Annotated in this window: 20 protein-coding genes; 11 read left to right on the top strand and 9 right to left on the bottom strand. The window is 40.4% G+C overall.

The features are described 5' to 3' along the window. The first annotated feature begins 70 nt into the window (after positions 1-70). From CCY97_RS02075 to CCY97_RS02065, 3 genes are read left to right on the top strand one after another with little or no spacing between them, the layout of a single operon-like run. Positions 71-1,513 (top strand): catalase, encoded by a 1,443-nt coding sequence (locus CCY97_RS02075; RefSeq protein WP_112063837.1) that lies wholly within the window; start codon positions 71-73, stop codon positions 1,511-1,513. A gap of 26 nt (positions 1,514-1,539) precedes the next feature. Then, on the top strand, positions 1,540-2,529 hold the full coding sequence (locus tag CCY97_RS02070; protein WP_112063836.1) for a transglutaminase domain-containing protein: 990 nt from the start codon (positions 1,540-1,542) through the stop codon (positions 2,527-2,529). A gap of 33 nt (positions 2,530-2,562) precedes the next feature. Next, the gene (locus tag CCY97_RS02065; protein ID WP_112063835.1) at positions 2,563-3,012 is read left to right on the top strand and encodes an ankyrin repeat domain-containing protein; all 450 of its coding nucleotides are present in this window, start codon (positions 2,563-2,565) and stop codon (positions 3,010-3,012) included. Positions 3,013-3,234: 222 nt separating this feature from the next. On the opposite strand, the gene CCY97_RS02060 is transcribed toward CCY97_RS02065, so the two are convergent. The 9 genes from CCY97_RS02060 to CCY97_RS02020 form a co-directional block, all read right to left on the bottom strand. After that, entirely contained in the window at positions 3,235-3,975 is a 741-nt protein-coding gene (locus CCY97_RS02060; RefSeq protein ID WP_112063834.1) for a fumarate reductase iron-sulfur subunit, read from the bottom strand. A gap of 1 nt (position 3,976) precedes the next feature. Then, positions 3,977-5,956 (bottom strand): fumarate reductase flavoprotein subunit, encoded by a 1,980-nt coding sequence (locus CCY97_RS02055; RefSeq protein WP_112063833.1) that lies wholly within the window; start codon positions 5,954-5,956, stop codon positions 3,977-3,979. Beyond that, positions 5,957-6,724: a fumarate reductase cytochrome b subunit gene (locus CCY97_RS02050; RefSeq protein WP_112063832.1), complete on the bottom strand. Its 768-nt coding sequence runs from the start codon at positions 6,722-6,724 to the stop codon at positions 5,957-5,959. Between the two features lie 103 nt (positions 6,725-6,827). Next, positions 6,828-8,549: an ABC transporter ATP-binding protein gene (locus tag CCY97_RS02045; RefSeq protein ID WP_112063831.1), complete on the bottom strand. Its 1,722-nt coding sequence runs from the start codon at positions 8,547-8,549 to the stop codon at positions 6,828-6,830. Next, complete coding sequence (copP, locus tag CCY97_RS02040) at positions 8,549-8,761, bottom strand: copper-binding metallochaperone CopP (RefSeq protein WP_112063830.1); 213 nt, start codon at positions 8,759-8,761, stop codon at positions 8,549-8,551. The genes CCY97_RS02045 and copP overlap by 1 nt, the downstream gene beginning before the upstream one ends. Positions 8,762-8,771: 10 nt before the next feature. After that, positions 8,772-11,009, bottom strand: a complete 2,238-nt coding sequence (locus CCY97_RS02035; RefSeq protein ID WP_112063829.1) for a heavy metal translocating P-type ATPase — start codon at positions 11,007-11,009, stop codon at positions 8,772-8,774. A 243-nt stretch (positions 11,010-11,252) separates the two neighbouring features. After that, positions 11,253-11,879, bottom strand: a complete 627-nt coding sequence (locus tag CCY97_RS02030; protein WP_112063828.1) for a superoxide dismutase — start codon at positions 11,877-11,879, stop codon at positions 11,253-11,255. A gap of 264 nt (positions 11,880-12,143) precedes the next feature. After that, positions 12,144-13,406: a 3-isopropylmalate dehydratase large subunit gene (gene leuC / locus CCY97_RS02025; RefSeq protein ID WP_112063827.1), complete on the bottom strand. Its 1,263-nt coding sequence runs from the start codon at positions 13,404-13,406 to the stop codon at positions 12,144-12,146. Between the two features lie 39 nt (positions 13,407-13,445). Beyond that, positions 13,446-15,149, bottom strand: coding sequence for a 2-isopropylmalate synthase (locus tag CCY97_RS02020; protein WP_112063826.1), 1,704 nt, complete (start codon positions 15,147-15,149; stop codon positions 13,446-13,448). Positions 15,150-15,500: 351 nt separating this feature from the next. Here CCY97_RS02020 and CCY97_RS02015 point away from each other — a divergent pair, with 351 nt between their 5' ends. The 8 genes from CCY97_RS02015 to CCY97_RS01980 are packed head-to-tail and all read left to right on the top strand — an operon-like array spanning position 15,501 to position 24,397. Then, entirely contained in the window at positions 15,501-16,769 is a 1,269-nt protein-coding gene (locus tag CCY97_RS02015; RefSeq protein ID WP_112063825.1) for a CDP-glycerol glycerophosphotransferase family protein, read from the top strand. Next, on the top strand, positions 16,762-19,332 hold the full coding sequence (locus tag CCY97_RS02010) for a YidC/Oxa1 family membrane protein insertase (protein ID WP_181562787.1): 2,571 nt from the start codon (positions 16,762-16,764) through the stop codon (positions 19,330-19,332). The genes CCY97_RS02015 and CCY97_RS02010 overlap by 8 nt, the downstream gene beginning before the upstream one ends. Continuing rightward, positions 19,329-20,696, top strand: coding sequence for a phosphoenolpyruvate mutase (gene aepX / locus CCY97_RS02005; RefSeq protein WP_258456846.1), 1,368 nt, complete (start codon positions 19,329-19,331; stop codon positions 20,694-20,696). Before CCY97_RS02010 ends, aepX begins: the two co-directional genes overlap by 4 nt. Positions 20,697-20,708: 12 nt before the next feature. Then, a complete protein-coding gene (gene aepY, locus CCY97_RS02000; protein ID WP_112063823.1) occupies positions 20,709-21,854 on the top strand; it encodes a phosphonopyruvate decarboxylase in 1,146 nt (381 codons plus the stop codon). A gap of 12 nt (positions 21,855-21,866) precedes the next feature. Next, positions 21,867-22,355: a hypothetical protein gene (locus CCY97_RS01995; RefSeq protein ID WP_112063822.1), complete on the top strand. Its 489-nt coding sequence runs from the start codon at positions 21,867-21,869 to the stop codon at positions 22,353-22,355. Then, positions 22,352-22,621, top strand: coding sequence for a hypothetical protein (locus tag CCY97_RS01990; RefSeq protein ID WP_112063821.1), 270 nt, complete (start codon positions 22,352-22,354; stop codon positions 22,619-22,621). Before CCY97_RS01995 ends, CCY97_RS01990 begins: the two co-directional genes overlap by 4 nt. After that, positions 22,618-23,358 carry a phosphocholine cytidylyltransferase family protein gene (locus CCY97_RS01985; protein ID WP_112063820.1) on the top strand — a complete coding sequence of 247 codons (741 nt, stop codon included), beginning with the start codon at positions 22,618-22,620 and terminating at the stop codon, positions 23,356-23,358. Before CCY97_RS01990 ends, CCY97_RS01985 begins: the two co-directional genes overlap by 4 nt. Continuing rightward, a complete protein-coding gene (locus CCY97_RS01980; protein WP_258456845.1) occupies positions 23,345-24,397 on the top strand; it encodes an aminotransferase class V-fold PLP-dependent enzyme in 1,053 nt (350 codons plus the stop codon). The genes CCY97_RS01985 and CCY97_RS01980 overlap by 14 nt, the downstream gene beginning before the upstream one ends. Positions 24,398-24,469: the final 72 nt, after the last annotated feature.

Raw genomic sequence — 24,469 nt, 5'->3', positions numbered from 1 at the left:
TTTAATATCAATTAATAAAAATTATTAATAATTACCGAGCCTTTAAACAATAAATCATAAGGAGACTCAAATGGCATTTAAACAATTGACAACTACCACAGGTAGAGCCGTAGCAGACAATCAAAATGTAATGAGCGTAGGACCTAGAGGACCGCTTCTCTTGCAAGATACTTGGTATTTAGAAAAGCTTGCTGCATTTGATAGGGAGAGGATTCCAGAGCGTGTGGTGCATGCTAGAGGTAGTGGGGCACATGGAGTATTTGAAGCCACAAGAGATATTAGTCAGTATTCAAAAGCAGCAGTGTTTAAAAAAGGCACAAAAACGCCTATGTTTATACGATTTTCAACCGTCGCTCCAGAATCTGGCTCTGCTGATGCAGTAAGAGACCCACGAGGATTTGCAGTGAAGTTTTATACGACAGAAGGAAACTGGGATTTGGTAGGAAACAACACACCTATATTTTTTATCCGCGACCCTTATAAATTCCCTGATTTTATCCATTCCCAAAAGAGAGACCCAAAAACGCATATCCAAAGCACAGAATCTTGGTGGGATTTTTGGGCGCAAACTCCAGAATCTTTGCATCAAGTAACCTATCTTATGGGTGATAGAGGAATTCCAGCGAGTTACAGACATATGAATGGCTATGGTAGCCACACATTTAGCCTTATCAATGCGAAAAATCAAAGATTTTGGGTGAAGTTCCACTTCCATACATTACAAGGCATTAAGAATCTCACCAACGAGCAAGCTGCAGAGTTACGTTCTAAAGATATGGATTCTCACCAACGCGACCTCTATGATTCTATTGCGAGAAAAGACTATCCAAAATGGAGAGTGTCAATCCAAGTGATGCCAGAATCTGATGCAAAAACATACAGATTCCATCCGTTTGATGTTACAAAAGTATGGAGTCATAAGGACTATCCGCTTATTGAAATAGGCATTATGACGCTTAATAAGAATCCAGAAAATTACTTTGCAGAAGTCGAGCAAGCAGCATTTAATCCTGCAAGCATAGTGCCCGGGATTGGGTATAGTCCAGATAGATTACTACAAGGGCGATTGTTCGCTTATGGAGATACGCACCGCTATCGCTTAGGGGTTAATCACCACCAGCTTCCAATCAACGCACCAAAATTCCCAATCTCTAGCACAGTGCGTGATGGCTATATGACAAATGGTGCGTATGGCTCGATGCGTAACTACCAGCCAAGTATGCTAGATGGCTACACAGATGACTGGAAGCAAAAAGAGCCTATCTTGGATCCTATGCATTTTGAATCTGAAACTAAATTGGCGCAATGGGATTATAGAGCTGAGGATAATGACTACTACACACAAGCAGGGGATTTGTATCGCTTGATGAAAAGTGATGAAAAAGAGCGCCTATGCCAAACAATCGCTGGCACAATGAAGGGCATTGATAAGAGGATTATCAAGTTGCAATTAGAGCATTTCACTAAAGCTGACCCCGGCTATGGCAAAAGAGTATCTGAGCTGCTCAAATAAAATCTCTTTAAGATAAGGAGAAGCAAATGGGAGCAATCAATCTGCAAAGAAGGAATTTCTTACAAAAAAGTTGCACTGCCGCGGGTGTGCTTGCTAGCACCCCAGCCTTTGGCTATGAGCTTTTTGAATCTGGCAGCACTCATAAAGCACAACTCTACTTTTCATACAATGTAGATTTTGCTACAAGCTCAAGCCTTGCGCTCTATATGCCTTTGCCACTAAGTTTAGCAGGACAAAATATTGCCTCTATAAAAATAGAGGGCAATCACAAAGATTATGAGATTATCACTTCTGATTGGCTAAAAGTCCTTAAGGCAAGGTGGGAGGAAAGCATTGCATCTAAAAATCTTGATGTTATTGTGAGTGTGGAGCTAAAGCACTCTACCGCGGGCTTAGATCTTAAAGATTCACACCAATCAGGTAAGAATCTGCTTCTAGGAGATGCACTCCAGAATAAGGCGCATTCGTTGAAAAAAGCGAGTTTGACCCAAGAGCAAAAAGCTTTGGAAGCCTTTGAATGGGTAAGTAAAAATCTAGATTCTTATCAAGGGCAATATATTTCAGGTATCCGCACGATTACTTCAAAAGATAATGAGCTACTTTTGCGCGGAGAGAATATCAGTGCATCATCAGTATTTGTAGAGCTATGCAGACTTTCAGGTTTAGAGGCTAGAGAAGCTTTTGGTATAAGCTTGCACTCACAATCAAATCTGTTAAAAGTCCATAGAGATGAATACAGCAAACACCAGTATGTCCGCAGTGTGGTAAAAATAGCAGACAAATGGGTGGCAAATGATGTTTTAAAAGCCATACAAGCTAGAGAATCTCATAACCCTAGCTTAGTAGATTCTGCTTTTAAAAGTTGGGATAATAAATGGGTGCTACTCAATTTTTCACGCGATATTGTGGTGGATTCAAAACATTTAGCCACCCTTGATGCAATCTATGGTGAAGTGGATGGCACAAGGCTCTCTAGCTATGATATGGAGCATTTTAAATATGCGATGTTTGCCTAAATAAGTATTTACAAGCAAGAAGAAGGAAGTCCTATGAAACTTACAGAACAAGAATACAAAAAGCTAGAAGAGTTTGTAAAAATGGCATTTGACTTTGCTAGGAGTGATGATTCCCATTCACTCAAAATTATGCTTGAGAATGGATTAAATCCAAACCTAGCTAATCATAAGGGCGATACACTTCTTATGCTAGCAAGCTATCACAACGCCTTAAGTGTGGTGGATTTGCTTTTAGAATATGGCGCAGAAGTAGATAAAGTCAATGACAAAGGGCATACACCTTTAGCGGGTGTATGCTTTAAAGGCTATGTGGAGGTAGCTAAAAAGCTTTTAGAAAAAGGAGCGAATCCTCATGGCGATTCCATCTTAAGCCCGATTAATACAGCCATTATGTTTAGACGCAAGGACATACTAAAACTTCTCTTAGCATATAACACTAAACTTAGCGTATGGCAAAAGCTTGGTAAATCCCTAATGTTGTAGGAGCTAAAAGATTAAACTAATATGCTCCTGTAATTTTTCTTAATATAGAGGTCTTTTAAACCAGCACCAAAACCACTACCCTGCTCCATTAAATCTTCTTGATAAATAACTTTTTTTAAGCTTTCTTTCTGATTATTCCAAACTTCAAGCCTTGGCAGGAATTTCTTGATTTACTTAGAAGCATTACAGAGGTAGATATTTCGTGGGATGAGTATTTGCAGGCTACTTCATCCCAACACTCACCATTTTGCGACGCAAGTAAGCGATTTTACTCTGCAAAGGAAGCTCTTTAGGACAGACATCATGGCAAGCAATAAGACTCATGCAGCCAAACACACCATCATCATTACCCACAAGCTCATAATAATCCTCATCAGTGCGTTCATCGTGAGGATCTATCATAAAGCGCATTACACGATTCATCCCAGCTGCTCCTAAGAAATCTTCACGCATAACCTTTGTGGCACATCCTGCAATACAGCAACCACACTCAATACATCTGTCAAGTTCAAAGACTTCTTGTGCTACTTCAGGCTCTACTCTTTCCTCAAGCTTAGAAATATCCACTTCTTTTTGGGAATGTATCCAACCCTCCACGCGTTTTGTCATGCCCTCAAACCACACACCTGTATTCACACTCAAATCTTTGATAAGTTTAAAAGCAGGCAAAGGCATAAGTGTGATAACTTCTGGTAAGTCTTTGGTAAGCGTTCGGCATGCAAGGCGCGGACGTCCATTAATCATCATTCCGCAGCTCCCACAAATCCCTGCACGACATACAAAATCAAAGCTCAAATCAGGATCTTGGTGCTCTCTTATAAGATTAAGCACGATAAATATTGTCATAGAGGCTGTTTCCTCTATCTTATATTCTCGAAAATGTGGTTTAGACACAGCGCTCTGTGGGTCAAATTTCAACGCCTTGATGGTTAGGATTCTTCCTTTCTCTTGTGTATTACTCATACTATTCTCCTAATCGTTGGTTTTTTGCTTTGAAGCGTTCTTGTAGATTAAAAGGCATCAATGCCTCCTGTAAGGTATATCTATCGCCACCTTGTTGGGTTACCTCATTTGTAATCTTTTCAATCTCTGCTAACCTTAATGCACTCTGTGGATGCTCAATAATATTACCCTTAGCCCCATATCCACGGAATCCCGGAGCAATCTCCATCTTGGCAATATCCAACTCCTCATAGCTTATGGTAGGAAGAGTTTGCTCTGGATTTTCCCAACTGCTAAGTGTACGCTTCAGCCAATTAAGATCATCGCGCTTAGGATAATCCTCTCTTGTATGCGCACCTCTAGATTCTGTACGTTGCAATGCTCCTAATGCTACGCAAAGCGCTACTTTTAGCATTCTTGGCACACGATAGGCATCTTCTAGTTCAGGATTATCATGGAGCTTTTTGTTTTTGACATGGATATTTCTCGAACGCTTATAAAGCTCTTCTAATTGCGTAACTGCAGCTTGTAGCGATTCTCCTGTGCGGAAAATTCCCACGCCATCTTCCATAATGCTTTTCATAGCATTCTTAATAACATACACATCTTCACTGCCAGAATTATTCAAGAGAGATTCAAGATAGCTTTGTTGTTTTTGGAGGAAAGACTCTATGGTATGAGTTCCTATATCAACTTGGGCTTGCAAGCAAAACTGCGCGAAGTAATCCCCAATAATCATACCGCTTACAACCGCTTCGCTCACAGAATTACCACCAAGCCGATTGAATCCATGAAGATCCCAACATGCCGCTTCACCTGCAGCAAAGAGTCCTTGTAAAGAAGTGTGTCCTTGGTGATTAGTACGGATACCTCCCATAGAATAGTGTTGCATTGGTTTTACAGGCGCCCAACCCTTTCTGCCCTCATCAGCAGGGTCAATTCCCGCAAACACTTTGCAAATATCTTGCACATCACGTAGATTACGCTCAATATGCTCACGTCCTAGAATGGAAATGTCAAGCCACAAATGCTCACCATAAGGGGATTTGACACCTTTTCCTTCGCGGATTCTCTGAATCATTCTACGAGAGACGACATCGCGACTTGCAAGCTCCTTTTTTTCAGGTTCATAGTCTGGCATGAAACGATACCCATCAACATCGCGTAATATCCCGCCATCCCCACGACAGCCTTCTGTAAGTAAGATTCCAGAAGGGAAAAGTGGTGTTGGGTGGAATTGCACTGCCTCCATATTGCCAAGCTTTGCTATGCCTGTCTCCATCGCAATGGCCAATCCTATACCTTCGCAAATCACAGCATTTGTGGTGTTTTTATAGATTCTCCCATACCCACCAGTAGCAATCAATGTCCCCTTAGCCACATATGCACAAAGTTCCCCACTTACCAAATCTCGTACAATCGCGCCATAGCACCTGCCATCCTTGTGTATTAAGCTCAAAGCCTCTTTTCTGTCTTGTATATCCACTCCATTTTTGTATGCTTCATTAGCCACTGCATAAAGCATAGTATGACCAGTTGCATCAGCGGTATAGCAAGTGCGCCATTTCTTAGTGCCGCCAAAGTCACGCGAGTGGATGTAGCCATGCCGAAACTCCTCCTCTGTAATCGTGGTTTTTTGGGCATTTATAATGGCAGTCCTATCACCCTTTTGAATTCTCGTCCAAGGCACACCCCAGCTTGCAAGCTCTCGTATCGCTTTTGGTGCAGTGGTTACAAACATCCTGGCTACTTCTTGATCGCATCCCCAATCGCTTCCTTTCACAGTGTCAGCAAAATGCAAGTCCTCGTTATCCCCATCACTCATCTTAGAATTTCCAAGACTTGCTTGCATGCCACCTTGTGCCGCTGCCGAATGGCTCCTTTTTACGGGCACAAGCGATAGCACAACTGTATTTAAGCCACTTTGTTTGGCAGCAATAGATGCCCTAAGTCCTGCCAATCCTCCGCCGATCACCAAAGCATCACAATAAGATATTTTCATTTACTCTCCTTTTCCATGTGTTTTTTCATCAAGGATTCTGTAATCTTGAATGTTGGCTTTTGAATCTAATCCAAATCCAATCTTCATATACGCTATATAGGAGCAAATGCCAAGTGCAAGACAAAATATAGTGATTCCAAGCTTGATAGTACGCAAAGTTTTGATTCCTAGCCCCTCGAACCAACCCCACTTGATACAAAGCCTATAAAGCCCAATTGATCCATGAAACTCCACTGCAAACAACAGCAAAATATAAAGCAGCCAAAAATCTTGATGCACAAACCTAAAGGATGATGCATGTGGTCCAATATTCTCTGGTTGTGTCAACATCACAAAAAGATGAGGTGCTGCTAAAAAAAACATAGCAAAGCCTGTAGCTGCCTGTATCACCCAATAGCTCGTATCTCCATGCTTCATCAATTCTTTATGTACGCGTAGATTAAGAAATTGTTTGTAATTGATAGGGAATTTTCTTAAAGCCAAAAAAGCATGCACAACAAGTGTTACAATCACAAATACCGCAACACAAGAAACAATAATTGGCTTACCCTCGTTGAAAATAAAACTGCCTTCGAAAAACTTTGTAACAGCATACATGGCCTCTTTGCCAAGTAAAATACTTGAAACCAAAAGCAGATGCGCAATCATAAACAATGCTAAAAACAACCCTGTAATACTTTGCCAAAAATCAAGTTTAGCTGGGATCTTGCTTTTCTTACGCTGTGTGCTAACACCTGTATAACTCTCAATCACCTTTTCCTCACGCATATCTCCTCCTTAAGCTATAGATATGTTTTTTTTCATCAGAAGCGGATTGATTGTAGAGCAAAAATGCTTTAAAAGAGTTTGAAAGGTTAAGAAAAACTAAAACTTATCGTAAAGCAGAGCAGTTTTTGTGTATTTTAGTTACCTCACCTTCACTGATTTCTATGATATTGTTTGCGAGCTCAATAGTACTTGGTCGGTGCGCGATGAGAATGACAATTTTATCTTTGCGGATGAGATTTATGGATTCTTTGATCAGATCTTCGGTCTTAGAATCTAGCGCGCTTGTTACCTCATCTAAAATCAAAATATCTGGATTCTTATACAATGCTCTGGCGATGGCTATCCTCTGTCTTTGTCCGCCACTGAGATTTGTGCCAAACTCATCCAAGACAGTATGGATTCCCTGTGGCATTTTGTGGATATACTCCTCCATTTGCGCTGCTTTGAGCGCCTCCATCACACGCGCTTCATCCATATCCTGTCCGTAGGCAATATTGTTTGCGATCGTATCGTTGAAGATAAAGATCCTTTGTGTAACGATAGCGATGTTCTCTCGCAAGCTCTTTTGTGTGAAGCTCCTAATATCCTCGCCATTAATGAGAATCTCCCCGCTCTGACATTCATAAAGTCGCAAGATGAGATTGACCAAAGTGCTTTTTCCACTCCCACTCTTGCCCACAAGCGCACTTACTTCGTTGCGCTTAAAAACAAGATTGACATCTTTTAAGACATAGATTCCATCCTCATAGCCAAAGCTTGCGTTACGGAATACAATAGATTCTATTGGCTTGTGCAATTCTTTGGTGCCATCTTTAATCTGTGGCTTTTTGTTGAGCACTTCAAAGATTCTGTCATTTGCCACAAGCGCATTTTGCATGCCGCCCCAAAGATTTACAAGGCGTTTTAATGGAGTATAAATCAGCACGAGCGCGGCAGTAAAAGATGCAAACTCCTCTGCGCTGAATTTACCAGCTTGTATATCAATCGTAGCGATATAAATAATGCCAGCAAGCGCAAATGCGCCCAAAGCCTCCATAAGCGGCGTAGTAAGCTCACCTACGCGCACAACCTTCATGCTTATTTTGAGAAACTGCTTGTTTTGCTCTTGGAAATGCTTGGATTCAAGCTTTTCACCATTGCTAGCTTTGATAATCTCGATATTGTTGAAAATCTCTGTCAATTTGGAAGTTATATCCGCGTTTTTTTCTTGCAAATTTCTTGCATACTTTTTGATCTTATTGATGATCATATTTATAGGCACAATCGCCAAAGGTATGATGATTAAGCCAATAAATGCAAGCTTTGGACTCTGATAAAACACAATCACAACAAGTCCTATGATAGTTGTGACTTCTCGTATGATTTCTGTAATGAAGTTTGATACAGCATTCCGGATAATGCCAATATCATTTGTGATGCGACTCATAAGCTCACCACCGCGCATTTTGTTAAAAAACTCCAATTCGAGATTGAGCAGATGAGAAAGCATCCTATCGCGCATCTGACGGACTATGTCCTGCCCAATATAGTTCATAAAATACACGCGCACATAATTGCCCCCAGCCTTACCCAAATACACCAAAACAATCAGAGCAGGCATAAGTATGGCCAGAAAGTGATTATCTGCCATATCTTGTAAGCTTATAAATGGAAGGTTTTTGGGGGTCTTGCCATTCAATGTGCCAAGCAGTGGCTCTACCAGATACGCGATTCCAGCAGTGCAGGCAGCAGTAAGCAATGTCCCACATACAGCGAGAAAAAACGACCATTTATGCCCAACCATATAGGGCATATAAGATCGAAAAAAACTTATAAGAATCTTCATTAATTTGACGAATCTAAAACTTCAAAACCAGAATCTAAAATCGCCTCTTTTATCGTCGCTTGGCTTGCAGGTGTAGAAAACTCTACCTCGACTTTTTTATGCTCTAAATCCACTCCAATATATTCTACGCCATCAATCTCGCCAACAAATTTCTCGATTTTATCGACACATTTTTGGCATCGCATACCTTCTACGCTAAATACTGCTTTCATCTAGGACTCCTCATATGGTTTTAAATCTTTGGATTCTCATGGCATTGAAGACAACGCTAATAGAACTCAAGCTCATAGCAAACGCGCAAAACATAGGATTCAAAAAAATCCCAAATCCGCCCAAAATGCCGCAGGCAACAGGAATAAAGGCAACATTATATCCAAAAGCCCAATAAAGATTCTGCTTTACATTCTTAATACTCAAGCAAGCCAGGCGATAAGCATTCAAGATAGCCTTGGCATTTTGGTTGTATAGGATTATATCAGCGCAGTTTTGTGCTATATCATTGCCGCTTGCATATGCCATACTCACATCTGCTGCCTTAAGCGCAGCGGCATCATTCACGCCATCACCTACCATTGCCACAACACCAGTTGCTTTGTATTGATTGATGATATTGAGTTTGTCAGCAGGCTTTGCTCCCGCAAACACCTCATTGATACCAAGAGTTTTGGCTATAACCTCAGCATTTTGCGCTATATCGCCACTGAGCATAGCTGTAGCGATATTATGCTTGCAAAACCCTGCGATCATCATCTCACAATCTTTGCGCAAGAGATCTTGCAAATACAAAGCACCTAGAATCTGCTTATCATCCGCAAGATAGACGATAAGCTTTGGATCTATCTCGCTATATTCTTCGAACTGAAAATCTAGAAAGTTTAGTCCCTCTAATGCCTGCAAATTCCCTAAAATGTAGCTTTTATCATTGATCTGGCCCTTGATCCCAAAACCTATAAGACTCTGGAAATCACTCACTTTCAAAGGCTGGGCAAAAAGCTCTGGGGCATTTGCTTTGATAAAAGATTGTATCGCTTTGCTAATGACATGCCCGCTGTTTTGTTCTAGCGCCAAAACAATGGCCAAAAACTCCTTTTCTTGCAGCGATTGCGCGACCTTAATATGTGAGATTTTTAGCCCATCAGAGAGAGTGCCTGTCTTATCAAAGACAATATGTGTGGTATTGCTTAAAGCCTGCAGAGAAGCAGAATTTTTAAAAAACACTCCCATTTTGTTTGCCACACCACGAGCATGCAAAAATGCCATAGGAGTAGCAAGCCCAAGCGCACAAGGACAAGAGATAACAAGCACAGAGACAAAAATATCTACCCCCATACCAAAATCCCGCACAATCCACCAAAAGATCCCAGCTAATAACGCAATAACCATCACCACAGGCACAAATACTCCAGCAACCTTATCAGCAAGCATGCCCAAAGGGGCTTTGGAGTTATCAGCATTTTGTATAAGTGTGATGATTTGGCTCAATAAGGTTTGCTTGCCTGTTTTTTCTACACGCAAGATAAGCACACTCTCAAGATTGATACTTCCAGATTCTATAAAATCCCCTGCTCTCTTGAGCACAGGAATATTCTCGCCACTAATACTTGAGGTATCAATACTACTTATTCCATCGATGACAACTCCATCAAGCGGAACAATATCACCGGGCAAAATCTTTATCTCATCATTTACTGTCACCTCGCCCAAAGCCACTTCGCACCATTTGGAATCAATTCTTTTTTGTACTTTTTTTTGGTAGAGCTCTAGCAATGCATTTGCGCTTTTCTTGGCGTTTTCTTTGAATGTAGTTTCTATCGCCTTGCCAATCATCACAAAGCACAAAATCACACACACACTCTCAAAATACAAATGCACATGGGTATCAAGCATAAAAGTATCCCAAACACCCTTAAGACTATAAATAAATGCTGCGCTTGTGCCAAGAGCTATAAGAGAATCCATTGTAGGATAAAGTCTATAAAGCGCCTTAAAACCCTTAAAATAAAACATTCTCCCCAAATGCATTACAACCAATGTAGCAATAAGAGAAATCAGAGATTCTATCTTGGGCGAAAATATATGAAAACCAAACATAAAACCAACAGAAAACATGAGTACAGGAATACTAAAAGCGATGCTTAAAAAAAGTCGAGATTTAGCAGAGAGTTTGGAATCTAATTCATAAAAACATACAAGGGCTTTGGGTAAGAAATTATTTGCTCTAGGTTTTGGGGACAAAGACTTCTCTAGTCTTTCTAAGCTCGGTGTGTAGCCTAGCTTTGTGATAAAAGTAAAAATCTGCTCCAAATTTGCCTTGCTCTCATCATAGACAAGATGGGCTTTGTTTGTCACAAGATTGACTTCGATTTTTTGGCAGAAATCCTTACGTCCTAATGCTCTTTCGATACCGCTACTACAAGCAGAGCAACTCATGCCATCGATATAAAAATCCGCTTCTTTCATAAATCTTTCCCTATACAACCAGCAAACTTACTGAGAGATGGGATTATGAGAAATGTCATTAAATACTTGGTAAAAATTAGTTGCAAGAGGCTCTTAAGTCTTTGAAGCTACTATCTCAAGGAGATTATCAGACAAATGAAACCATTTTTAAAGATAATCTCAAAACTACAAGACAATCACCAAGAGTAAAGTTACTCAGACAGCAGAATAATTTGAAAGAATAAGTGTATAAGCATTAAGTACTTATACATGGAGTGAATTTATATAGAAATTAACAGAATTTAATCCCTCTTTTTTTGCCCATTCTAATGCGTCAGAGACAAATTTCCAATTAATATGGCTAAAGAATTTTTCTAAATACGCTGGGCGGGCATTTCTATGGTCAATATAATAAGCATGCTCCCACACATCGACAACTAAAATGGGAATTAAGCCCTCTGTAACAGGAGTTTGCGCATTGCTTGTTTGTTTGATTTCTATTTGTTTCGCGCTTGGGTTATACACAAGCCAGCACCAACCAGAACCAAAAAGTGTTGTTGCAGAATTCAAAAAAGTTTCTTTAAATTTTTCAAAACTTCCAAAAGCAGTAGTTATAGCTTCGTCTAATTCAGCACTTCTTGTGCTTGGCGTTGGACTAACACAATCCCAATAAAAATCATGGTTATACACTTGTGCTGCATTATTAAATAATCCACCTTGTGCTTTTGTGATAATATCAAACAATCCCTTACCTTCGAATTCTGTATTTTTTACAAGATTATTGAGATTGTTGATGTAAGTTTGATGGTGCTTTCCATAATGAAATTCACAAGTCTCTTTACTAATAAGCCCTGCAATCTCTGTAAACGGTAGTGAGCGTAATTTAAACATCTGATTTCCTTTCCTTAAAAGATTAGATTCAAAACACAAAGTTTTGTCTGAGGATTCTATCGCAGAAAAACAAAGTTTACTTAAACCAAAAACAGCCATTGTCTGTATGGTATAAATCTTTGAGATGGCGTTTTAGAAAACTCAAAGTTCTTGGAATTTCTCCAATACACAAAGACTTATAAAAAGTACAAACAAAAGAGTCAATCACACAAAATCTCAACACCACAGAGAAACACAGAATCTGTATTGTTCCAAGTTCACGGATTACAGAACAGATTCTGGTGTGCTTAGAAATCCTGTGATTGCACTTGCTGCAGCTACTTCAGGCGAGGCAAGATAGACTTCGCTAGTTGTATGTCCCATACGACCTACAAAGTTGCGATTTGTGGTAGAAACGCATTTTTCATTCGCTGCCAAAATCCCCATGTGCCCGCCAAGACAAGGACCGCAAGTAGGAGTTGAAACCACGCAGCCCGCCTCGATAAAGGTTTTCAAATAACCTTTTGCAATACATTCTAAGTAGATATTTTGTGTAGCAGGAATTACGATACAGCGCGTATTTTTTGCTACTTTTTTCCCTTGTATGATTTTTGCTGCTGCTTCCATATCGCTCAAACGCCCATTAGTGCAAGATCCAATCACAACCTGATCAATTTTTATCTCTCCCCATTGCTCAGTAGTACGTGCATTTTCTGGTAAGTGCGGAAAAGCCACTGTATGATCAATCATACTCAAGTCAATATCAAAGACTTTTTCGTATTTTGCATCCTTATCTGGCGCATAGATTCTAAAATCTCTGCTCGTTCTGCCTTTAGCATAGGCCATTGTGATTTCATCAACCTCAAAAATCCCATTTTTTGCGCCTGCTTCAATTGCCATATTGGCAATACACAATCTGTCATCAATACTGAGGTTTTTTAACCCCTCACCGCCAAATTCCATACTCTTATACAGTGCACCATCAACACCTATAAGCCCAATAATGTGCAAAATCACATCCTTACCGCTCACATAAGGCTTGAGCTTGCCTGTCAGATTAAACCTAAGCGCGCTAGGTACCTTAAACCATGCCTTGCCTGTCGCCATACCTACAGCCATATCAGTCGATCCAACCCCAGTAGAAAACGCTCCTAGTGCACCATAAGTGCAAGTATGAGAATCTGCACCAATCACTAAATCCCCAATAGTAACAATCCCCTGTTCAGGTAAAAGTGCATGCTCTACCCCCATATTTCCTACATCATAGTAATGAGAAATATTGAATTCTTGCGCGAAATGCCTGCATTGTTGGGTTTGTGTAGCGGCTTTAATATCTTTATTTGGAGCAAAATGGTCCATAACAAGAGAGATTTTATCTTTATCAAATACTTTCTGAAATTTTGCATTTTTAAAAGCATTAATCGCTACTGGCGTGGTAATATCATTACCTAAAACCATATCCAGACTTGCCATAATCAAATCACCCACTTCCACACTTTCTAACCCTGCACGATGAGCTAAGATTTTTTGCGACATTGTCATACTCATATCACCTTCCTTGTATGTCATATAGTTACTTATGAAGCGCTAGATTTCTAGCGCATTGTCACAAGCTTTTTCAAACTGGGCATTGTTAGAACGCAAACTTTGATTTATCGCGCTAAGTAGCCCTAGTATTGATGCTGTAACAATATCTGTATCAAGTCCTGCGCCAAAAAATTTGCCTTGGCTATTTTTGATCTGTACATAAGAGATTGCCTGCGATGATGAACCTTCTTTCAAAGAATGCTCGCTGTAGTCCAATATCTCAAATTCTAATCCAAGGTTATCTCTCAAAGCATTTGCTATGCTATCAAGACGTCCATTGCCTCGCGCACAGAGATTTTTATATTTAGAATCAAGGCGCACTTCCAGCTCTACACTCATAGAATCTTGAGATTTATTAAAAGAGTAGTCCAAAATTTCAAGCGGTGTTTTCAGATTCACAAAATCTCTTTGGAAAATCTCACAAATTTCGCTTGCGCAAAGCTCTTTATGTGCCTTGTCAGAGAGATCTTTGACATGATAAGAAAATGCCTCTTTGAAACTTGCAGGCAGGTCAATACCAAAATATGTATGCAATATGTAAGCTATTCCGCCTTTGCCACTTTGGGAATTGATCCTAATCACATCGCTTTCATACTCGCGTCCTACATCTTGAGGATCTATTGGCAGATATGGCACGCTCCAGGTACTGAGATTTTGCTCTTTATGGTATGCCATGCCCTTAGCGATAGCATCTTGATGTGAGCCCGAAAATGCCGCAAAAACAAGCTTACCAGCATAAGGCGCACGCTCATAGACATTCATCTTTGTAACTCTCTCATAGACTTCACAAATCTTTGGGATATTACTAAAATCAAGTCCGCTATCTACACCGTGTGTATGCATATTTAGCGCAAGCGCCACAATATCAACATTCCCTGTACGCTCGCCATTCCCAAAAAGTGTGCCTTCGATTCTATCTGCTCCTGCAAGGATACCAAGCTCTGCATCAGCCACAGCACAGCCCCTATCATTATGTGGATGCAATGAAATCAATACATTCTCACGCTCATGGATGTTTTTGGACATATACTCGACCTGACTTGCATATACATGTGGCAGGCTCATCTCAACAGTCGCTGGAAGATTTAGTATAAGCTTTCTGTCTTGTGTTGGCTGGAATACATCAATGACTGCATTAGAAACTTCTAAGGCATACTCCATCTCTGTACCGCTAAAAGATTCTGGAGAATACTCAAACCTAAAATTCCCTTCTGTGTTTTTGGCGAATTCCACCAAATATCTCGCGCCCTGTATTGCTATCTCTTTGACTTCCTGACGAGATTTTTTAAATACCTGTTGTCTTTGGGCAAAAGAAGTGGAATTATAAACATGCACAATAGCATTCTTGCACCCTGATAGCGCTTCATAAGTTTTCTTGATAATATGCTCTCGTGCTTGGGTAAGCACTTGCACACTCACATCCTCAGGAATGAGATTCTGCTCAATCAAGATACGCAGGAATTTGTATTCAGTTTGGCTTGCTGCTGGGAATCCTACTTCAATCTCTTTGAAGCCAATTCGCACCAAGAGTTTGAAAAATTCGATCTTTTCTTCCAAACTCATGGGGGTAATAAGCGCCTGATTCCCATCGCGCAAATCAACGCTGCACCAAATCGGTGGCTTTGCAATATATTCTTTTTTACTCCATTCAAGGCATTGTTCTGGAGGCATAAAATAACCTCTTTTGTATCGTTTGTAACTCACTGCAAACTCCTTAATCACGCGGAAAGTATGGACCAAAAACCTAGGAATTATAACACTAAAACCATACCCTTAAGCTCTGATTAATTAACAAAAAAATACAATCCGCGGACTTTGCTTTCAAAAATTTACAACGCTACAAAGCACCAAACACTATCGATGTCTCAGATGTCTCAAAGGTAACTTCAATGGCAAGTCTCACGAGGATTCTTATAATTTTTGCTTGTTTGTACTCCCCATGTTTTGCTTATCTTGATCCCGGTAGCGGCTCACTTTTACTTTCATCGGTTGTAGCAATTCTCATCTCTGGCATATTTTTCTTTAAAAGTATCATTTATAAGTTTAATTCTCTCATTGGGGGGGGGGGGGCGAAACCTTACTTTTAGAAGCAAGCGATCTATAAAATCCAAAGGTCTAGATTCTCAAGATACTGATACAGGCATTATTTTTTATTGCGAAGGGAAACAGTATGCAAATGTTTTCCTACCGATTTTGGAATATTTTGATTCACTCTCTTATCCTTACATTTACTACACTTCAAGCCATGATGACCCTCTGCTTTTGCGAGCAAATACTTCCAAACTAGCACATTTTGAGTTTATAGGCGATCCTAATAGAGCATGGGTGAAGCTCAATTCGCTCGTAGCAAACATCGTAGTGATGACCACGCCCGCACTTGATGTCCTGCAAATACATCGCTCTAAAGGCGTGAAACATTACTGCCATATAGTACATTCACCTGCAAGTGTTGATACTTATGAGGTTTTTGCACTAGATTATTTTGATTCTGTATTGGTAAATTCCACCATACACGAGCCATTCATACGCGAAGTAGAAAGAGTGCGCAATCTGAAAGCCAAAGAAATCATTGTTTCAGGCTGCACATATCTTGATGTATTGCATAAAAAACTCCAAGATTTCTACGCCCAAACCCCCCAACCCACTAAAGATTCCAGCCAACCCAAAACTATTCTTATATCGCCATCTTGGGGACGAGAAGCACTTCTTAGCAAGTATGGCATGCAGCTTATTGCGCCTTTAGCAAAAGCAGGGTTTGAGGTGATTATCCGCCCACATCCCCAAAGCTTTATCTCTGAATCCAAGCTCATCACTTCTTTACAAACCCTCACGCAAACCTATCCTAATATCTGCTGGGATACGCACACATGTAATATCTATGCATTGCATAAGGCAGACTTGATGGTGGGGGATTTCTCAGGTGTGATATTTGACTTTCTTTGCTTATTTGCTAAACCTATCATCACTATAGAAACGGATTTTAATACCACAGGCTATGACTTAGAGGATACAAGCTTTACAGAACCTTGGGTCTGTGGTGTCTTAAGGCTTATAGGTAAAAACATCAAGGCAGAGCAAATCCACAGGATTGACCATATCGCTCATGAAATCTTGCATTCCCAAGCCTCGCAAGAGATCCAGGCAAATATCCAGGCACTCAAAAGCTCTCTTTGGACCTTTCAAGGGCATGCGGGTGAGACCTGTGGGAAGGCACTTCTCAAACTACAACAAGCACTTTTAGGCTCCCAGCTTGATTCCCAAATCTTCTCAGAAGTTCTACGCATACAAGAGATTCTAAAACAAGAGAGGAATGTGTATGTCTGAAATCTTGTATTTTATTTTTGTATTTCCGCTGGAGCAAAGCTTGGATTTTACTTTGCAAAGCCTTATAAAGTACTTGCATAGTCCTGCGTTAAGCATCGTTGCTATCAGCATACTAATCAATGTCTTTCTTTTCAAGCTCTTTGTTTTCACCGACAAAAAGGCACACTCTTATAATGACACCAAACAAAAGCTTGATTCTCGTATCAAAGCCTGGAAAAGCGTGTATAAAGGCGCCAAACTCCATGCTTTTACCAAAACCCTCTATCGCCAGAATCACTACCACCCACTCTATGCGCTCATCGGTCTTGGCGGACTTGCGCTGCAGATTCCGTTTTTTATCGCTATGGGACTAGTTATCAGCAAAAGCACTATTTTTGAAAATGCCCAGTTTTTGTGGATAACAGATTTAAGTAAGCCAGATTCTGTATTTGGTATACATATCCTGCCATTTGCTATGACATTTTTTACATTACTTAATGTCTTTCTTGCAAGCAAACAAAAAGCTCAGAGAATACAAGGCATATTTATCGCACTTGTGTTTTTGGTCTTGCTCTATGATATGCCTAGTGCACTTGTGCTGTACTGGAGTATTAATACTCTTGTATATTTGCTAAAAAGCATAGTGACAAAGCCCCAAGAATCCACACAAGCACACTCTGAAAGATTGCAAGCACCAAAAATGGACAAGACCATTATTGGCAAGACTTCACAGATATACAAAAACATCTCTATGTTTGCCATTCTCAATATTTGTATTCTTATATGTGTCTTTAGTCCTTTTGCAGTGTATAGCTCGGATGTAAGCCAGTTCGACCCTACACAGACTAAAGCTACTTTATCTGCGCTTTTTGGAATCTTCTTGCTTACAAGCTTTGTATGTATCTATCTCACAAGCTTTTTTTATAACACAAGGCTGCTAAAGCTTGGAACTTTTGCTTGCGTAGTGCTTGTATTGATTGTGCTTAGTTATACGCTTATTTTCACAGGCAATATCTTTAATGGACGACCTTATGCGCCCCTTGATGGCTTGCTTTTTAAAGATGGTGGTGCAAATATCTCAAGTATTTGGGCGAAATATTTTGATATAGGATATTGCATAGGACTTTGTGTGGTTGCGTTTTTGCTTTTATATTTTGCAAAAAACTTTCTGCTTATAGGGCTTGTTGGATTTTTTTGCATCTTTTGTATTTCGAGTTTTATAGATATTGTAAAAATCACATACAACAACAATAATTTGCTAAAAAATCACACCGTCAAGAAAGATTCTCAAATACATGACAACACGCCTATTTTGCCTGATTATATAGACCCGTATTTGAGTTTTTCAAAAGAGAAAAATATTGTCGTGATTATGAGCGATACAGTCCAGAGTGATAATTTCACTCAAGCCCTCAAAGACTATCCAGAGTTTTTTGATATGTTTGAAGGCTTTACCTACTATCCAAATGCTCTCTCGGTTTCAAATATAACTTTTTCCTCTCTTCCTGCAATCATCGGTGGTATGACCTACACTCCACATAATATCAACAAGCTCAATCTCAAACACACACTTGCAGAAGAAAACTCAAAGGCGATTGTGGATATTTCTAATACCTTTTCAAATGCAGGTTATGCAGTAAGCTTTGGCACTATATTTCCGGGTGATGAAAAATATATCCGCCCAAAACTTAACAAAGATGTTTTCTTAGTACCAGACAACGAAGGAAGTGCATGGGTTGACTTCTATAAAAAGAAACTTGCTATCAAAGATTTAGAAAGTGCAGACGAACTGCCACTTGGTGATTTGTTTTCAATAGGACTCTTTCGTGCTTCTCCTTATATCTTTCGCTCAAGAATCTATGTGGCGGATGCATGGATTTTTGGCGGAACACTCTTAAATACACATTACAAATATGCTATTACCAACGCTTCAAAGTTTATAGCAATGGCGTATCTATCAAACACAAATGCACAAAAGCCTACTTTCAAGTTTTTCCAAGAAAATACCGACCATTTTCCTTGGGTTCTTGACTTTAGAAATTCTTGTAAGCCAATAGATTCTACGGCTCTGTATCGCGAAAAGATGATGGGCGCAAAAGATGAGTTAGCCTACTCTAATCACCTCTGCTTTATCAAAAATCTTGGTATGTGGCTGCAGTGGCTCAAGGATTCTCAAATCTATGATAAGACAAAGATTGTCATTGTAAGCGACCACGGCAATGGCGGCGTCGGAGCACCACTCATAGAGTTTCCAAGACGAGAATTAAGGAATTCTCATATCTTTTTTATCGCTAAAGATTTTGATACCAGAGGTAAGCTAAAAATCGATAGACAAACCTTTGTAACAAATGCAGACGCTATGAGCATAGCATGCGATGAGATAGGTTGCCCAAATATCCCACCAAGTTTTTTAAAAAAACCCTTCAAAGAAAGGGAGCTCATCTTTAGTCTTGTTGATGGTGGCACAGGCAGACAGAGCAATACAAGCTTTAATATTCTTCTAGAATACAAAGTGAAAAACAGCGTATTTGACCTTGAAAATTGGATTGATATAACGCAATCCACCCCAAAGCAGCCCCAATGAATAATCCTATGATTTATGTCGCTATGGCGGCGGATTTATTACACGCAGGGCATATCAATATCCTCAAAGCCGCAAGAGAGCTTGCAGATTCCCACAGCACAGCACACTCCCAAAAGCTGCAAGTCGTCGTAGGGCTACTCACAGATAGCGCTATCGCACAAGTCGATGAAGCGCCATTCCTAGACTATGAACAACGTAAAATTGTGATAGAAAGTCTCTCATTTGTAGATTCCGTACTGCCACAGGATACATTTAGCTACATCCACAATCTCAATACTCTCAAACCCCGCTTTGTCGTACATGGCGATGATTGGCAAAGCGGGCATTTGAGCAAATACCGACAAGAAGTTTTAGAGTTTCTACACACAGCCTATCCGCAAACTAGTGGAGATAAAAGCTCACACCCAAACCTTATAGAGATTCCATACAGCTCACAGATTAATGCACTTGGTATCAAAAAGGCAATAAACTCTCTTGGTATAAGCACAGCCCTAAGACAATCCCGCCTAAGAAAGCTCTTAAGCCTCAAATCCCCCTTACGGATCTTAGAATCACATTCTGCTCTTAGTGCGCTTATCGCACAGAATGCCTCTGTATTCAAAGATGGAGCAAAGATAGAGTTTGATGGATTCTGGAGCTCTAGCCTTACAGATTCCACTTTGCGTGGCAAGCCAGATATAGAAGCGCTTGATTTGACAAACCGATTGCAGACTATTAATGAAATCTTTGAAGTAACCACAAAGCCACTTATCTATGACGCAGATACAGGAGGCAAGATAGAGCATTTTGTCTTTACTGTCAAGACATTAGAGCGGCTTGGAGTGAGTGCAGTGGTTATAGAGGATAAGACAGGATTGAAGAAAAACTCACTCTTAGGCAATGATGTAGAGCAGACTCAAGAGAGCATACAAGAGTTTTCTAACAAAATCAGAGCCGGCAAAAAAGCGCAGGTAACAAATGACTTTATGATTATCGCACGTATTGAATCTCTTATTTTGGATAAAGGTGAGCAAGACGCGCTCACTAGAGCCTTTGCCTATGTAGAATCAGGTGCTGATGGAATCATGATACATTCTCGACAAAAAGAGCCTAGCGAGATTCTTAGCTTCCTTCAAGCCTTCCGAAGCCAAGATAAAACCACGCCCATTGTGCTTGTGCCTACAAGCTTTAATGCCATCACGGCTAGCGAGCTTGCAAGAGCGGGAGCAAACATCATCATCTATGCAAACCATGCCCTAAGAGCAAGTTTCATATCCATGCAAAAAGTCGCAAACGGGATACTAGAGCATGACAGAAGCCTAGAGATAGAAAAAGAATGTATGAGTGTCAAAGAGATACTCTCTCTTATCCCCGGGACTATCTAACTAAGGAATCCTATGCTTGATACTAATACCTTTGGAGTACTTTTAGCAGAATCTGGCTTTAAAGACTTTAGTGGCGTACCTTGCTCTTATCTCGCACCACTTATCAACTACGCAATAAATGCCAAGCGCTTTATCATGGCAAACAATGAAGGTGAAGCAGTAGCCATAGCATCTGGAATAACTCTTGTCAATGCCTCTAAGGTAGATTCTCGCTTTGGCGTCGTGCTTATGCAAAACTCCGGACTAAGCAATGCCCTCTCTCCACTCACTTCGCTCAACCACACCTTTAAGATTCCTATTCTTGGCTTTGTCTCACTCAGAGGGCAAAGAGATGAAAATGGGAAAAATACTGATGAGCCACAGCATGAATTGCTAGGCGTGATCACAAACAAGCTCCTTACTGTATGTGAGATTGCTTGTGAAGTATTAGATTCCCAAATGCAAGGCGCAAAAGAGCAGATATTAAAGGCAAAAAAGATTCTCCAAAGTGGGAAAAGCTTCTTCTTTGTCGTCAAATCCCAGACTTTCTCAAAAGTAGAGCTAACTCAAGCGCACAAGATAGAATCAGGCCTGCCCACAAGAATAAATGCGCTAGAGATTCTCCATTCTCTTGCATTCAGCCACTCTGCTCTTTTGCTTGCTACTACGGGCAAATGCGGACGTGAGCTGTATGAGATAGGCGATACAGCAAACCAACTTTATATGGTAGGGTCTATGGGCTGTGTAAGTGCGCTAGGTCTTGGTATCGCTTTAAAAAGCCAAAAGAAAGTCCTTTGTGTCGATGGAGATTCTGCACTGCTTATGCGGCTTGGCACTTTAAGCACGAATGCCTACTATGCAAAAGAGCGCAATCTAGGAAATTTCTGCCACATACTCTTAGACAACCAAAGCCACGATAGCACAGGCGGACAGTTCAATCTTTCGCCATTTGTGGAGTTTTATCATATCGCCAAGTCTTGTGGCTATGAGTTTGTAAGCTATGCGCAGAATCTAGAGGCGTTTGAAGCAGCACTCAAAGAATTTTTAACGCGCAAAAGCGGCGGGGCAAGTTTCGTGTATTTGCGCATTGCAAAAGGTAGCAAGCCAAATCTTGGCAGGCCAAAAATCACGCCACAAGAAGTGGCACTGAGGCTACAAAACTTTCTTAGCAAAGATTAATAAGGAGTAAAAATGCAAGACACTACAAAGATTTCAAAGCAGATTTGCACTTGGAAGCAGATTTGGGAGAACAAAAGCTCGCAGCTTGACACACACTTAGCACCAGATGGAATCTTAAAGCAGCTCTTTGTGCTCGCAGGCTTTGATTCTAGTGGCTTAAATGTGCAAAACTATCGCGACTTTATCCGCAGAGTATTTGAGTGGGCCAAACTGGAGGATTGTGAGAGCTTATATGAGGTGGGATGTGGTGCTGGGGCGTTTTTGTATGCGATGAGTTTGGAGAAAAACACAAAAAATGGGGGGGGATATTACACATTGGTGGAATCGACTATGCAAAAAATCTCTGCGCTATTGCGCAAAGCCTTTTGCCAAATGCAGATATTACTAAGCTCCAAGCCCAAGACTTACCCACGGCACCACAATATGATTGTGTGGCTTCTTTTTCGGTGTTCCACTATTTTGAGAATCTTGCGTATGCAAGAAGGGTCATTACGAAGATGATAGAGAAAGCAAGAAAGAAAGTGCTGTTTTTGGACATTTTAGATTCAAAGAAACAAGAGCAAGATATAGCCTATAAGATTGAAGCTTACGGAGAATCTGAATACAAAAGGCTCTATGGCCAACTGGCGCATTTGTATTATGAGAAATCCTTTTTCCAAGAGATTGCAAAAATGCACAATCTTAAGTGCGAGATACAAGACCAAAACATTGCAGGCTATCACAACTCCCATTTTCGATTTAACTGCGTGATGTGGAAAGATAAATGATAGCCGTGATTCTAGCTGCCGGACTTGGAAGCAGACTGAAAGGACTAAATGGAAATCTGCCCAAGGGATTCTTACAACCTGAAGGACTAAAGACAAGTCTTATAGAGCGAAGTATTGCACTACTACAAAAAGCTGGCATACAAAAGATAATCATAGGCACAGGTTTTGAAAGTAAGGCATACCAAGATCTCGCTTCCAAGCTCAATAAAAAAGGCTACCACATCATCACTTGCAAAAATGAGCAGTTCCAATCAACAGGAAGCTCCCACACACTCTCTTGCCTCAAAAATATGATTGATGATGATTTCTTGCTTTTAGAATCTGACTTGCTGTATGAAAGTAGGGCATTAGAACTTCTGCTAAATTCCAAAGAATCTGATGTGATTCTTGCAAGCACTTTCACCCAAAGCGGCGATGAAGTGTTTTTAGAGATAAGAAACTCAAGACTTTATAACCTCTCTAAGAATCCAAAGCAGCTGGATTCTCTAGATGCTGAGCTTGTAGGTATAAGCAAAATATCACTTACAAGCTTCCAGAACCTAGAGTTTGAAAATGCTCTGGATTATGAATATCTACTCAAAGGATTCTATGTACTTATAGCCAAAGATCTTCTGTGGTGTGAAATAGACTGCTTAGAGCATAAAATCCGCGCCCAGAAAAGCATTATCCCAAAGCTAGATGACAAGGATTTAACACTCCCACATCCCAAGATAAGGAATCACAATGACACTGCTTAATCCCGGACCTGCCAACACCACTCTAAGCGTGAAGCTTGCCCAAGTAGTAGAGGATATCTGCCCTAGAGAAAAAGAATTTGGCGAGGTTATGGAATCTATAGCAAATGGTCTGCTAGAGTTTGTGCAAGGAGGGGAAAACCCAAAAGCCGTGCTTTTGAGCGGAAGCGGGACTTTGGCAGTAGAATGCGCGATAAGCTCAGCGCTCAGAGAAACCCACAAGCTAGCCATTATAGTCAATGGTGCATATGGTCAGCGTATGGAGGAAATAGCCTCTGTTCATGGGCTGAATTTTGTAAGCTTCAAATCCGACTTTTTGCAGCCACTTGATATAAACTCTATAAGAGAATTTCTTCTAAGAGAGAGGCCAGATTTTATAGCGCTCATCCATAGCGAGACAACCAGCGGGCTTTTGAATGATATAAGCGCTATCAGTCGCATCGCCAAAGAAATAGGCGCAAAAGTGATTGCTGATTGTATGAGTAGCTATGCCTGCTATGAAATAAGCCTAGATGAAGTGGATTTCATCATCGCTTCGAGCAACAAAAACATCCAAGGTATGCCGGGAGTGAGCTTCGTGATTGCCAATGAAGCAAATATCTTGGAAGCAGGTAATGCAAAAAGCCTCTATCTCAATCTCAAAGCAGAATATGAGTATTTCAAATCAACCCTCCAAATGCGATTTACCCCTCCTGTGCAAACACTCTATGCACTCAATCAAGCAATTATTGAGCTAAAAAACGAGGGATTAAAGAGACGATTTGAACGCTACAAGGCAAACAATACACTTTTACGTCAAGGCTTGCAAGATCTTGGCTTTGAGATTTATCCCAAAGATTCTTTTGGTGTGATTATCACTGCTATTGCACTACCTGATTCCATAGATTTTCACTGCCTGCACGCACACTGTAAAAAATACGGCTATACGATATATCCGGGAAAAATTGCAGGACTCCATATGTTTCGCATAGCAAATATTGGTGCTATTACTCCAAATGATATTGCAGGCTTTCTACGAGTACTCAAAGACTTTATATCATAAGGCTTAAAGAGCCTGTATCGTGGGATAGAATTCTTTTCTAGGATTTATTGGCATTAGAAAGTTAGGGTATGA

Source organism: Helicobacter sp. 10-6591, from assembly GCF_003288805.1.
Classification (GTDB): Bacteria; Campylobacterota; Campylobacteria; order Campylobacterales; family Helicobacteraceae; genus Helicobacter_F.
The sequence above is the reverse complement of the archived record's forward strand: the minus strand, read 5'-3'. Positions and strand labels throughout refer to the sequence as shown.

Excerpts from the sequence above, each read along its gene's own strand:
- CCY97_RS02075 (WP_112063837.1), top strand. The coding sequence starts at position 71 with ATGGCATTTAAACAATTGACAACTACCACAGGTAGAGCCGTAGCAGAC.
- CCY97_RS02070 (WP_112063836.1), top strand. The coding sequence starts at position 1,540 with ATGGGAGCAATCAATCTGCAAAGAAGGAATTTCTTACAAAAAAGTTGC.
- CCY97_RS02065 (WP_112063835.1), top strand. The coding sequence starts at position 2,563 with ATGAAACTTACAGAACAAGAATACAAAAAGCTAGAAGAGTTTGTAAAA.
- CCY97_RS02060 (WP_112063834.1), bottom strand. The coding sequence starts at position 3,975 with ATGAGTAATACACAAGAGAAAGGAAGAATCCTAACCATCAAGGCGTTG.
- CCY97_RS02055 (WP_112063833.1), bottom strand. The coding sequence starts at position 5,956 with ATGAAAATATCTTATTGTGATGCTTTGGTGATCGGCGGAGGATTGGCA.
- CCY97_RS02050 (WP_112063832.1), bottom strand. The coding sequence starts at position 6,724 with ATGCGTGAGGAAAAGGTGATTGAGAGTTATACAGGTGTTAGCACACAG.
- CCY97_RS02045 (WP_112063831.1), bottom strand. The coding sequence starts at position 8,549 with ATGAAGATTCTTATAAGTTTTTTTCGATCTTATATGCCCTATATGGTT.
- copP (WP_112063830.1), bottom strand. The coding sequence starts at position 8,761 with ATGAAAGCAGTATTTAGCGTAGAAGGTATGCGATGCCAAAAATGTGTC.
- CCY97_RS02035 (WP_112063829.1), bottom strand. The coding sequence starts at position 11,009 with ATGAAAGAAGCGGATTTTTATATCGATGGCATGAGTTGCTCTGCTTGT.
- CCY97_RS02030 (WP_112063828.1), bottom strand. The coding sequence starts at position 11,879 with ATGTTTAAATTACGCTCACTACCGTTTACAGAGATTGCAGGGCTTATT.
- leuC (WP_112063827.1), bottom strand. The coding sequence starts at position 13,406 with ATGAGTATGACAATGTCGCAAAAAATCTTAGCTCATCGTGCAGGGTTA.
- CCY97_RS02010 (WP_181562787.1), top strand. The coding sequence starts at position 16,762 with ATGTCTGAAATCTTGTATTTTATTTTTGTATTTCCGCTGGAGCAAAGC.
- aepX (WP_258456846.1), top strand. The coding sequence starts at position 19,329 with ATGAATAATCCTATGATTTATGTCGCTATGGCGGCGGATTTATTACAC.
- aepY (WP_112063823.1), top strand. The coding sequence starts at position 20,709 with ATGCTTGATACTAATACCTTTGGAGTACTTTTAGCAGAATCTGGCTTT.
- CCY97_RS01995 (WP_112063822.1), top strand. The coding sequence starts at position 21,867 with ATGCAAGACACTACAAAGATTTCAAAGCAGATTTGCACTTGGAAGCAG.
- CCY97_RS01990 (WP_112063821.1), top strand. The coding sequence starts at position 22,352 with ATGATAGAGAAAGCAAGAAAGAAAGTGCTGTTTTTGGACATTTTAGAT.
- CCY97_RS01985 (WP_112063820.1), top strand. The coding sequence starts at position 22,618 with ATGATAGCCGTGATTCTAGCTGCCGGACTTGGAAGCAGACTGAAAGGA.
- CCY97_RS01980 (WP_258456845.1), top strand. The coding sequence starts at position 23,345 with ATGACACTGCTTAATCCCGGACCTGCCAACACCACTCTAAGCGTGAAG.